Origin of the sequence: Arthrobacter sp. Leaf141 (assembly GCF_001424565.1) — a bacterium.
Classification (GTDB): Bacteria; Actinomycetota; Actinomycetes; order Actinomycetales; family Micrococcaceae; genus Arthrobacter.
In genome coordinates this window covers 133,291-143,967 of record NZ_LMOL01000011.1, presented here as the reverse complement: position 1 = coordinate 143,967, position 10,677 = coordinate 133,291, and the positions used below count along the sequence as shown (strand labels likewise).

The following is a 10,677-nucleotide window of genomic DNA, read 5'->3' as shown; positions in this document are numbered from 1 at the left end:
AGGGGCCGCCGGCGCGGCGGCCCCTGCCGGCTCAGTGCCAGAACCCGAGGGCGAACTCCGCGATGACCGTGGACAGCAGGAACGATGCTGTGATGGCCACCAGGCCCACCGGGATGATCTTCCAGCCGATGTTCTTCAGCAACGGAATGTCCTTGCCCAGCGAGAGGCCGGCCAGGGTGAGCATCACGGTGGCGATGGACAGGAAGTCGACCGTTTTCATCACCGAATTCAGGGCCTCCGCCCCGAAGAACCAGGGGCTGGAGATGTACGCGCCGATGGTGGTGACGTAGACAATCGCCGAGATCTTCCGGGTGGCCTTCGCCAGTGCCAGGCTGACCAGGACCAGGGCCAGCATGATGCCGTAGCCGCCCACGATGGACAGGCTGAACCCCTTGGCAGCCACCGACGCGGTGCCGATGCCGAGGACCGTCAGGACCGACAGGGACAGCCACAACGGGAGCTTGATGGCGGCGGAGGACTCCGCAACCTTTTCGCGGAACGCCCGGTTCTCCTCGGCCTGGGCCGCCTCGCGGTCAACGTCGGCCTGGCTGCGGGCGGCACCCCCGCCGGCGGCCACCGCGGCTGTTTCGCGGGCTGTCTGCTTGCGGGTGAGGAACTTGTAGAACTTGTCCGCCAGGGGCAGTGCGATGTAGATGCCCACGTAGACGCCCAGGATGGTGGTGATCAGGTTGGATACCGCTGCCATGCCCAGGATGGCTTCCTGGTCCGCCGGGTAAGCGGCGATGATGCTGGCCGAGGAAGCCGCCATCATGGAGCCTGAGCCCACGCCGGCGCCCATCGCGAGAGCCAGCGGATCGAAGATCTTCCAGTTGGCAACCAGCGAGGTGAGCAGCGTAATGAACACGGCGCCGAACAGGGTGCCGAAGACGTACATGGCCAGCACACCGCGGTACTGGTCCGAGTCCGGACCGTACTTTTCGGAGACCATGGCGAACGACGGTTCGCGGTCCAGCGAGAACGTGGCGCCAACCGTTGCCTTGCCCATCCGGAGCAGGACAGCCAGCGGGAGGGCCAGCATGATGGTGCCCAGCAGGTGCCCCACCTCCTGGAGGAGCAGGGCGGGTCCGGCCCGGAGCAGCGTGGGCAGGCTGGGGCCGATGTTGAAGGCCAGCCGGGCCACCAGCAGCAGGACGGCCACCCCCACCAGGGCTGCCGCGACCCGTTGCAGGTCGATGCCCATGGGCTTGAACTTCTGGATGGATACAAGCAGCCCGAGGATCAGCCCCCAGACCATGGGGAAGATGACGATTGCGCCGATTCCGAGGTCGATTTTGGCCTGGCCAATGAACTGCACGGCCAGCGCAATGACAAACGCCAGCGCGGCGACCGGAAGCGTCAGCCGGGCACCAGCTGTGTCTTTCCGCGGGGTTGTGGTGCTGGTACTCATGAGGTGCCTTCCTGGGTGAAAGTACGACGGCGGTATGCCGCTTTGGTGAAGCGTTCCCGTTGGGTGGGGGTTGAGGCAGCGGCGGAGACGGTCCAGGCCAGCGCTGTGGCTGCCTCGAACATCACGCCGTAGGCCCCGGGGGTGTCGGCAAGCGCTGCGAACGCGTGCGAGTGGATGGGGACGTTGGCTCCGGGGATGCTGAGCCAGGGATGAAGGGACGGGATGACCTGGGAGATGTTGCCCATGTCGGTTGAACCGCCGCTGAGGCCGGCCGACGGTGAGGTGTCCTTGCCGAACGTGTCCATGGCTGCGGTCCAGTGTGCGGCAAGTTCGTCGTCCTGGCGCAGCGGTTCATACAACGGTTCGGTCGGTTCGATGGCCAGCGTTGTTCCGGTGGCCAGGGCGGCCCCCTCAAAGCAGCGGCGGACGCGTTCCAGGAGGGCCTCGTACTCCGGCAGGGTGAAGGCCCGGCATTCAAACTGGACCACTGCCTTCTCCGGGATGATGTTGGTGACATGCCCGGCCTCAGCCACATACAACGCGATGCGGTGGTCGCCGGGGATCTGCTGGCGCAGCAGGCCAACGGCAACCTGGCTCAACACGGCGGCGTCGGCTGCGTTCACGGCCAGGTGCGGGGCCGCTGCGGCGTGCGCGGCCTTGCCGGTGAACGTTGCCTGGTACCTGCCCACCGCCTGGGCGCTGGTCCCCGCCGGGTTGTAGGTCACCCCGTCCTGGACCGGATGGACCATCAGTGCCAGCCCGACGCCGTCGAACGCCCCGGCTTTGAGCATCAGTACCTTGCCGCCGCCGTGCTCCTCGGCCGGGGTGCCGATGGCCTTCAATGTGATGCCCAGCTGGTCCACCAGCGGCTGGAGGGCCAGGGCCGCCGCCACCGAAGCGCCGGCGATCAGGTTGTGCCCGCAGGCGTGGCCGATGTCCGGAAGCGCGTCGTATTCCACGCACAGGGCAACGGTCAGTTCACCCGTGCCGGCGGTGGCGGTGAAGGCCGTGGGCAGGCCGGCTGTGCCGCGTTCCACCGAAAAGCCGCCCGCTTCCAGGAGCTCGGCGATGGCCTCCGCCGAGCGGACCTCCTCGAAGGAAACCTCCTGGTGGGCGTGGATGTCGCGGGCCAGTTCCTGCACCTGCGGACGCCAGCGTTCGACGCCGGCAGCGAGTTCGGCGCGGAGGTCCGGCGCCGCGGGGGTTGGCTCTGTCTGTTCCATGGGTAGCTGCCTGTTCTGGGTGGGCCGGTCTAGTAGGACAGGGAAGGAAAGGGGGACCCGGCGGCACGGGTGGGCACCCAGATGGCTTTTGTCTGGGTGTACTCGTCCAGGACGCCCGGGCCGGAGGAGCGGCCATGGCCGGAGTCGCCGAATCCGCCGAACGGGACTGCCACGTGGATGGTTTTGTAGGAGTTGATCCAGAACGTGCCTGCCTTTACCTCGCGGGCCACGTGGTGGGCGCGGGAGACGTCGGAGGTCCACACCGCTCCGGCCAGGCCGAAGCTGGTGTTGTTGGCCCGGGCGATGGCCTCTGCCTCGGTATCGAACGCGTCGGCACCCACCACAGGGCCGAAGACCTCTGTGGTTTCGAGCCGGTTGGCCGGCGTCACACCGTCCAGCAGTGTGGGCATCACCCAGTGCCCGCCGGCCAGGGCGGACCCGGCCAGTGCCTCCGGAAGCGCCGCCTCCGTGACCCGGCGGCCGCCGTCGTGCATTCCCTCCTCGATGAGTGTGGTGACCGTGGCGAACTGCTGGGCGGTGATGATGGGCCCCACCTCGGTGTCTGCGCTGAGCGGGTCGCCGACGCGGAGCCGGGCGGCTTTGGCAGCGACCATCTCGATGAACTGCGCGTGCACGCTGCGCTCCACCAGGAGCCGGGATCCTGCCACGCAGGACTGGCCGGCGCCGGAGAAGATCGCGGAGATGGCGCCGTCCGCGGCGCGGTCCAGGTCGGCGTCGGCAAACACGATGTTGGCGCTTTTGCCGCCGAGTTCCAGCAGCGCCGGGATGCCGGCTTGAGCTGCAGCGACGGCCACCCGGCGGCCGGTGGGGACGGAGCCGATGAAGCTGACCTTCCCCACGCGCCGGTCGGTGGTGAGGGCGGCGCCGACGGTCCGGCCGAGTCCTGCCGCCACGTTGAAGACGCCGGCCGGAAGTCCCGCCTCGTGGGCCAACTGGGCCAGCCGGACCGAGGACGCAGGAGTGAATTCGCTGGGTTTGATGATCACGGCGTTGCCGGCGGCCAGGGGTGCTGCGGAATTCCAGCCGGCCGTGAACAGCGGAGCGTTCCAGGGCGTGATGGCGACAACAACGCCCCACGGGACGCGCTCGGTGTAGGTGTGCCAGTTGCCCGGGACCGGGATGGTGTGGCCGGTCAGTTTATCCGCCCAGCCGGCGTAGTAGCCGAACATTTCGGCGACTTTGGCGGCTTCGACGCGGGCATCGCGGATGGGTTTGCCGGTGGTGGCGGATTCGAGGATGGCCAGTTCCTCGCCGTGCGCCTCGACAACGCGGCTGACGTTGCGGAGGATGGCTGCCCGCTCGAAACCGTTGAGCGCTCCCCAGGCGGCCGCGCCCGCCGTCGAGCTTTCAAGGATGGCGTTGGCGCCGTCGGGGCCCGGGTCGGCGTAGGTGGCGAAGGGTTCGCCGGTGGCTGCTGCGGTGAGCGTGATGCTGTCGCCGCTGCCGGTGGCAACCCTGCCGTCAACAAAGGCCCCGAGGCCGGCCGGGAAGGCGGCGTCCAGGACGGCCCGGGCGGTGGCCGCCGAGGAGGAGGTGGGTGCTGTGGTGATAGGCAAGGTAATGGTCCTTAAGGGCTGGGAATCAGGCGGTGGGTGTGGTGGTGGGTGCGCCCGCGGGCGTGATGGCCGGGGCGACGGTCCGTGCGATTTCGGTGAAATCGGCCCGCGGGCCGAGGAGGGCCAAGGCGTCCTGCCACTGGTTGGCGACGGCGGTGAGCAGGGTGGGGCTTTCGCCGATCCGGGTGGCGATCTCCACGGCGAGGGCCGCGTCGCGTGCCATCAGGCCGAGGGAGAAGCCGGAGTTGTGGGTGCCGGTGAGGACCCAGGTGGGGTACATGTTGGCGGAGACTTTGCTGCCGCCGGAGGCTCCGCTGATGCTGGCCGCGGCTGTGGCGGGATCGATGCCGTAGGCCTTGGCGACGCCGAGGGCCTCTCCCACTGACGCGAGGTTCGCGGCGGCCAGGACGTTGTTGAGCAACTTGACCACGTTGCCCGAACCCGGTCCGCCGATGTGGCTGAAGTTTCCGCCGGTGAGGGCCTGCAGCACCGGCCCGGCGGCCTCCAGTGCGGCATCCGTGGCGCCCACGAAGGCGCTGAGGGTGCCGGTTGCGGCGCCGTCCCTGCCGCCGGAGACGGGGGCATCGATGAAGGCCGCACCCTGTGCCGCCGCAAGCTGGGCCATGTGCTTGCTGGTGGCGGGTTCGGACGTGGTGGTGTCGATGATGGCCACGGTGCCCGGTGCTGCCAGCAGCTGGGGAACGGTGGTTTCCACGATGCTGGCCGCGGGCAGGGACAGGACTGCATACGGTGTGCCGGCGATGCCGGGCAGGCTGTCAGTGGTGCTGATGCCGGCATCTGCGGCGGATTTCCGGGCGGCTTCGGACGGGTCGAAACCGGTGACGTCCCACCCTGCCTTGTGCAGGGTGGCGGCCATGGCTCCGCCCATGGCGCCGAGGCCGATCACGGCGATGCGGCGGCTTGTTGGCTGGTTCACAGGGGGTACTCCTCAGGAGATGGTGGTGGTTTGGCTGTTCGGCGCAGTCAGTCGAGGTAGACGTCAAGGTCTTTCCAGAGCTGCTGGGTGCGCCGGATGGTGGCCCGGCTGCGTTCCGGATGCGCAGCCTCCATGCCGGCGAGCAGGCCGTAGACCAGGGAGTTCGCGGCGGTAACGGATTGGAAGAACGAGATGCCCTCCGAGGCCACCACCAGGAGGTGGTCGGCGGCGGTGGCCAGGCGGCCGCGGCGCAGGTCGCTGATGGCCACGACGGTGGCGCCCGCCTCTTTGGCGGCTTCGGCGGCGATGATGATGTGCTTTACCGAGCGCCACATGTTGATGACCACCAGGACGTCCCCGGGGCCAAGGCTGTTGGTGCTCGACGCCAGGTGGACACCGGCGCGGTTTTCCAGCGTGATGGGGTAGCCCATGGTGGAGCCCAGGTGGGCCATCACGCCGGCGGGACCGGCGAACGAGCCAATGCCAACAACGGTGATTGACCTGGCCGCGGCCATTGCCGCAATGGCCGCCTCGGCTTCCTCCGGGGTGTTGGAGTCCAGCGTCAGGCGGAGGTTTTCGATGTCGTGGGTGATGGCTTCGTACAGCGGGCTGCGGGTGACGCCGTGTTCGGTGAGGGTTTCCTCGGTGGAGATCATCACCAGGTACCTGGAGCGGAGCTCGCGTTGCAGGTCCGGCCAGCCCCGGTAGCCCAGGTGCTGCGCTGTGCGCACCACCGAGGAGTTGTTGACGTCGGCGCGCTGGGCGATTTCGGCCAGTTCCGCGTACGACGACAGCTGCGGGTTGCGGCGGATGACTTCCACCACGCGGCTCTGCGCCTTGGTCAGCGCAACGTCCGGCAGTGCGTCCCCCAGCCATTCGTGCGAGCTGATGCCGGAGCTGGAGTCGATGCCGGAACCGAACTCGTTCTCTTCGGAAAGGTGCTCGGGGGAAGCGCTGGGGTTCAAGGCGGGACCATTCTGTAACGCAGATCACTCTGCAAGTGCAATTGCATCAAATGTAGCCTGCAATTGCGTTTGCGAACAGTGTTTTGTGTTTCAGGAAGGTAAAAGCCTGTTGGTTGCAGGATTTTCCGGGTTTGTTATGCCGGCGGCGGCGGCTTTAGTCGGGCCCGCTCCAGGCGGAGCCCTTTTGGCGGCCCGCGGGACCGCTGCAGGCAGCAGCAGCTGCCAGGCCAATACAGCTAGGTCCGGTCCGGGCTAAGGGTGCCGGTGGCAGGGAGGGGCCGGTTCACCACGGCCAGCAGCTGCTGCGCCAGTTCCTGCGGCGTCACTGCGGCATCCAGCTTCACGAACGTGCCGTACCCCGGAAGCCTGCGGTAGGCCTCGTGGAAGGCGGCCAGGTCCTCCAGGGTCTCGTTATCGGCGCCCCTCGCAAGGATGCGCTGGTGGGCGGTGGCGGGATCCACCTCGAGATGGACGACGGCGGCCGGCTGGGGAAGTGCCGCCAGGAGCCAGGGCAGGAGTCGGCCCTGGGGGATCCCCTTGGTGTCCCGGAGCGCCAACTGGCAGTGCAGGTGCCTGTCCATCACCACCAGGCCCGGGTGACGGCTGGCCCGGAGGTGCGAGACCAGGACGTTCCACACGCGCACCGTTGTTTCGATGGCGTCGGCCAGCCGGGGCGGGAGCCGGACCCCCAGCCGGTCGCCCAGCACTGACATGCTGCGGCGGCCCGCGTGGTTGTTGAGCAGCAGCGCCTCTCCGCCGTCTGCTTTCACGGCTGCTACCAGGGCGCGGGCGGCCGTGGACTTACCCGAACCGTCGATTCCGGTCAGGACAATGATCATGTGGCCTCCTTCCGCCGTCTGCTTAACGCCGGAGGGCGGCCGTGTGTCCCGGCTGAGTCCCAACTCACAGTCGTTGGGACGCCCGCGAAGGCGGTGCCGGTCAAGGAAACCGCTTGCGGTAGGCCGCCATGGCCAGCACGTAGGCCACGACCAGGGCGCTCACGCACCAGGCGAGGGCCACCCAGATCCCGGAACCCACGGGCCGTTCGGCAAACAGGTCCTGGATGGTGTTGACGATCGCGGTGACCGGCTGGTTTTCCGCGAAGGCGCGCACTGGCCCGGGCATGGTGTCCGTGGGAACGAAGGCGGAGCTGATGAACGGCAGGAAGATCAGCGGGTAGGAAAAGCCGCCTGCGCCGTCAACGGACTTGGCGGACAGCCCGGCGATCACGGCCACCCACGTGAGTGCCAGCGTGAACAGGGCGAGGATGCCGGCAACGCCCATCCACGCCAGCGGCCCGGCCGGGGTGCGGAAACCCATCAGCAGCGCCACCAGCACAATGATCACCAGCGACAGGCCGTTGGCCACCAGGGACGTGATGACGTGCGCCCAAAGAACAGAGGACCGCGCGATGGGCATGGAGTGGAAACGATCGAAAATGCCGCCCTGCAGGTCCGTGAACAACCGGAATGCGGTGTAGGCGATGCCCGAAGCGATGGCGATCAGCAGGATGCCCGGCAGCAGATAGTTGACGTAGTTGCCGGTCCCGGTGCTGATGGCGCCGCCGAAGACGTAGACAAACAGCAGCATCAGTGCGATCGGGGTGATGGTGACAGTGATGATGGTGTCCGGACTGCGGGCGATGTGGCGCAGGGACCGTCCCAGCAGGACCTTGGTGTCGCTGAAAAAATGTGTGGCCATGGTGTCCTACCTGCCCGGTGCGTTGTTGCCGATGATGGCGAGGAAAATATCCTCAAGGCTTGGCTGCTTCTCCACATACTCGGTCCTGGCCGGGGGGAGGAGCTGCTTCAGCCCGGCCAGGGTAGCGTCCGCAATGATGCGGCCCTGATGGAGGATGCCGATCCGGTCTGCCAGCTGTTCGGCTTCGTCCAGGTACTGCGTGGTGAGCACCACGGTGGTGCCCTGCCCCGCCAGTGTCCTGACCACCTGCCACACGTCCTTGCGCGCTTCGGGGTCCAGTCCGGTGGTGGGCTCGTCCAGGAAAATCACCGGCGGATTACCCACCAGGCTCATGGCGATGTCGAGGCGCCGCCGCATGCCGCCGGAGTAGGTGGCCACCTTGCGGGTCCCGGCGTCGGCCAGGTTGAACTGCGCAAGGGCGTCGTCCGCGATCCCGCCCGGGCCGGCAAGGTGCCGCAGCCGTGCCACCAGCACCAGGTTCTCCCGGCCGGTGAGGATCTCGTCCACGGCGGCAAACTGGCCCGTCAGGCTGATGGATTGCCGGACCGCCAAAGGATGGGTGCCGACGTCGAACCCGTTGACCGAGGCGGTGCCGGCGTCCTGCCGCAGCAGCGTGGACAGGATCCGGATGATGGTGGTTTTGCCCGCGCCGTTGGAGCCGAGCAATGCGTAAATGGAGCCCTGGGCCACGTCAAAGTCCACGCCGCGCAGGACATGCAGGTCCTTGAAGGACTTCTCCATGCCGCGCACCCGGATTGCCGGCGCCGGTTCCTGTTGTGTTGCCATGTCGTTGCAGTTCCTTCCTGGCTTGCGCCGGGGAACGGCCGACGGCGGGTGGTTAGCTTCGCCCGTCGCCGGAGGTTCCGTGGTCCCCGGCAATGCTGTTGATGGTTTGGGCGAGCCGCTCGCGCTCCTTGTTGATCCACAGGCTCTCCGGATAGTTGCGCATCAGTTCCTCGGCAAACTCCACCGGGTCCGCGCCCACAATGTCCCGGACCGGGGTGGCGTCAGCGGCGGCCTGCTCAAAGAGGTCCGCCACGTCGTCCAGGAGCTGCAGGATGCTCTCGCCCTTGCCCGAGGCGAAGTGCCAGAAGTAGCGCTCCACAGCGTCCAGCACCTTGCGGTAGTTCGCCGGGAGCTGCTCCTTGCGGGCCTTGTACCGGCGGAACCGCCTCTTCTGGTCGATCATGTCTGTGATGAACAACGTCATCTCCCTTCGTTGCGGAGCTGTTCGAGCCGCCCGGACAGGAAGCTCCATGTTTTCCAGAATTCCTCGAGGTATTCCCCGCCCTGGGCGTTGAGCGAGTACACCTTGCGCGGCGGCCCTTTTTCGGAGGGGCGCTTCTCAACGTCCACCAGGCCGCGCTGCTCGATCCGCACCAGGAGCGCGTATACCGTTCCCTCGGCGATGTCCGTGAGCCCCTTGTCCCGCAGGCGGGCCGTGATGTCGTAGCCATAGGCGGGGCTGCCCGCCAGGATGGCCAGGACGATGCCTTCGAGGGTGCCTTTGAGCATCTCCGTCATTTGCTTGCCCATCAGGTCCTCCCGTCACTACTTAGTACTGCTGACTACCACTACATAGTAGCACTAGGTAGTGATGGCGCAAGGGGCAGTTTCCGGCGGAGTCGCCGGACTCAACCGACCAGGCGGGGTCCGCAGCGGAGCAGCCGGAACCTCTAGGCTGGAGGCATGCCGGGCCGGACCCGGCAGGAACTACCGCCACTCCCAGCGAGAGGAATGATCATGAGCACGTCCAACGAAGAGCAGCCCACCGGGCAGGCCGCCAACATCCGCGAGGAACAGCAGACGCAGGCTGCCGGAACCGTCCCCGCATCGTTCGTTGGCAAGGGCGAACCTGGCCAGGAGGACAAACCCGAGGATGCCCTGGAAGAGCCGGGCACCTGGGATGACGAGGTCTGAGCCGCCCGTGATCACCAGCGTTGACGTTGCCCAGGCGGCCGCTCGAACCAAGGGCCTCACCCGGACCACCCCCATCCTGGCCGGGGACCCAGGAACAGTTGCCGGGCAGGTCTGGTTCAAGTGCGAGTTTATGCAGCACACCGGGACCTTCAAGGCGAGGGGCGCGCTGAACCGGATCCTGGCGAGCCGGGAACGCGGGGAACTGCGGCCGGACGTGGGCGTGGTGGTGGCCTCCGGCGGGAACGCCGGGCTGGCCAACGCCTACGCCGCCGCCCAGGTGGGGGTGCCGGCAACCGTGTTTGTCCCGGAGACGGCGCCCGCCGTGAAGGTGCAGAAACTGAAGGCCATCGGCGCCACGGTGGTTCAGGCCGGGGCGGAATATGCCGTGGCGTACCAGGCGGCGGTGGCGTACGCGGCTGAAACCGGCGCCGTGTACTGCCACGCGTACGACCAGCCGGAAATTGCCGCCGGGGCCGGAACCGTGGGGTCTGAACTGCTGGCACAGCTGCCGGGCGTGGACACCATCCTGGTGGCCGTGGGCGGCGGCGGGCTGATGGCCGGCATCGCGGCAGCCGTGGAAGGTTCGGCCAAAGTGGTGGCAGTGGAACCGGCGACCGCGCCCACCCTCCACGCCGCGCTCGCGGCCGGAAGACCCGTGGACGTGGCCGTCTCCGGCGTTGCGGCCGACTCGCTGGGCGCCCGCCGCATAGGGGAGATCGGCTACTCCGTGGCGGTCCGCACCGGCGTCGAAAGCGTCCTGGTGACGGATGCGGACATCATCGCCGCCCGGTCGGCCCTGTGGAACGGATACCGGATGGTGGTGGAACACGGTGCCGCCGCGGCTTACGCGGCGCTGGCGGCCGGCTCCTACGCGCCGCAGCCCGGCGAGAAGGTGGCCGTTATTCTCTGCGGCTCAAACACGGACCCGGCAACCTTGTAGGGCTGC

Annotated in this window: 12 protein-coding genes; 2 read left to right on the top strand and 10 right to left on the bottom strand. The window is 67.7% G+C overall.

Translation table 11 applies throughout. From position 1 onward, the window contains the following. Positions 1–31: 31 nt before the first annotated feature. The 10 genes from ASF72_RS10075 to ASF72_RS10030 all read right to left on the bottom strand — a co-directional run bounded on the left by ASF72_RS10075 (position 32) and on the right by ASF72_RS10030 (position 9,347). Complete coding sequence (locus ASF72_RS10075) at positions 32–1,408, bottom strand: DUF3100 domain-containing protein (RefSeq protein ID WP_056598513.1); 1,377 nt, start codon at positions 1,406–1,408, stop codon at positions 32–34. Further along, positions 1,405–2,631, bottom strand: a complete 1,227-nt coding sequence (locus tag ASF72_RS10070; protein WP_056598511.1) for an amidohydrolase — start codon at positions 2,629–2,631, stop codon at positions 1,405–1,407. Before ASF72_RS10070 ends, ASF72_RS10075 begins: the two co-directional genes overlap by 4 nt. Before the next feature lie 29 nt (positions 2,632–2,660). After that, complete coding sequence (locus tag ASF72_RS10065; protein ID WP_056598508.1) at positions 2,661–4,208, bottom strand: aldehyde dehydrogenase family protein; 1,548 nt, start codon at positions 4,206–4,208, stop codon at positions 2,661–2,663. Positions 4,209–4,233: 25 nt separating this feature from the next. Then, the gene (locus tag ASF72_RS10060) at positions 4,234–5,145 is read right to left on the bottom strand and encodes an NAD(P)-dependent oxidoreductase (protein ID WP_056598505.1); all 912 of its coding nucleotides are present in this window, start codon (positions 5,143–5,145) and stop codon (positions 4,234–4,236) included. A gap of 47 nt (positions 5,146–5,192) precedes the next feature. Continuing rightward, on the bottom strand, positions 5,193–6,053 hold the full coding sequence (locus tag ASF72_RS10055) for a MurR/RpiR family transcriptional regulator (protein WP_050685048.1): 861 nt from the start codon (positions 6,051–6,053) through the stop codon (positions 5,193–5,195). A 293-nt stretch (positions 6,054–6,346) separates the two neighbouring features. Further along, the gene (locus ASF72_RS10050) at positions 6,347–6,949 is read right to left on the bottom strand and encodes an AAA family ATPase (protein WP_056598502.1); all 603 of its coding nucleotides are present in this window, start codon (positions 6,947–6,949) and stop codon (positions 6,347–6,349) included. 100 nt (positions 6,950–7,049) lie between these two features. Next, entirely contained in the window at positions 7,050–7,811 is a 762-nt protein-coding gene (locus ASF72_RS10045; RefSeq protein ID WP_056598499.1) for an ABC transporter permease, read from the bottom strand. A gap of 6 nt (positions 7,812–7,817) precedes the next feature. After that, positions 7,818–8,597, bottom strand: coding sequence for an ABC transporter ATP-binding protein (locus ASF72_RS10040; RefSeq protein ID WP_056598495.1), 780 nt, complete (start codon positions 8,595–8,597; stop codon positions 7,818–7,820). A 52-nt stretch (positions 8,598–8,649) separates the two neighbouring features. Then, positions 8,650–9,021 (bottom strand): DUF1048 domain-containing protein, encoded by a 372-nt coding sequence (locus tag ASF72_RS10035; RefSeq protein ID WP_050685035.1) that lies wholly within the window; start codon positions 9,019–9,021, stop codon positions 8,650–8,652. After that, positions 9,018–9,347 (bottom strand): PadR family transcriptional regulator, encoded by a 330-nt coding sequence (locus tag ASF72_RS10030; RefSeq protein ID WP_050685034.1) that lies wholly within the window; start codon positions 9,345–9,347, stop codon positions 9,018–9,020. The genes ASF72_RS10035 and ASF72_RS10030 overlap by 4 nt, the downstream gene beginning before the upstream one ends. A gap of 207 nt (positions 9,348–9,554) precedes the next feature. Here ASF72_RS10030 and ASF72_RS10025 point away from each other — a divergent pair, with 207 nt between their 5' ends. After that, positions 9,555–9,731 carry a hypothetical protein gene (locus tag ASF72_RS10025; RefSeq protein WP_157370959.1) on the top strand — a complete coding sequence of 59 codons (177 nt, stop codon included), beginning with the start codon at positions 9,555–9,557 and terminating at the stop codon, positions 9,729–9,731. Between the two features lie 7 nt (positions 9,732–9,738). After that, positions 9,739–10,671 carry a threonine/serine dehydratase gene (locus tag ASF72_RS10020; RefSeq protein ID WP_056598493.1) on the top strand — a complete coding sequence of 311 codons (933 nt, stop codon included), beginning with the start codon at positions 9,739–9,741 and terminating at the stop codon, positions 10,669–10,671. The last annotated feature ends 6 nt before the right edge of the window (positions 10,672–10,677 follow it).

What these genes read in the sequence shown, in the direction of transcription:
- ASF72_RS10045 (WP_056598499.1), bottom strand. Translation starts at nt 7,811, where the DNA reads ATGGCCACACATTTTTTCAGCGACACCAAGGTCCTGCTGGGACGGTCC.
- ASF72_RS10030 (WP_050685034.1), bottom strand. Translation starts at nt 9,347, where the DNA reads ATGGGCAAGCAAATGACGGAGATGCTCAAAGGCACCCTCGAAGGCATC.
- ASF72_RS10075 (WP_056598513.1), bottom strand. Translation starts at nt 1,408, where the DNA reads ATGAGTACCAGCACCACAACCCCGCGGAAAGACACAGCTGGTGCCCGG.
- ASF72_RS10070 (WP_056598511.1), bottom strand. Translation starts at nt 2,631, where the DNA reads ATGGAACAGACAGAGCCAACCCCCGCGGCGCCGGACCTCCGCGCCGAA.
- ASF72_RS10040 (WP_056598495.1), bottom strand. Translation starts at nt 8,597, where the DNA reads ATGGCAACACAACAGGAACCGGCGCCGGCAATCCGGGTGCGCGGCATG.
- ASF72_RS10050 (WP_056598502.1), bottom strand. Translation starts at nt 6,949, where the DNA reads ATGATCATTGTCCTGACCGGAATCGACGGTTCGGGTAAGTCCACGGCC.
- ASF72_RS10035 (WP_050685035.1), bottom strand. Translation starts at nt 9,021, where the DNA reads ATGACGTTGTTCATCACAGACATGATCGACCAGAAGAGGCGGTTCCGC.
- ASF72_RS10025 (WP_157370959.1), top strand. Translation starts at nt 9,555, where the DNA reads ATGAGCACGTCCAACGAAGAGCAGCCCACCGGGCAGGCCGCCAACATC.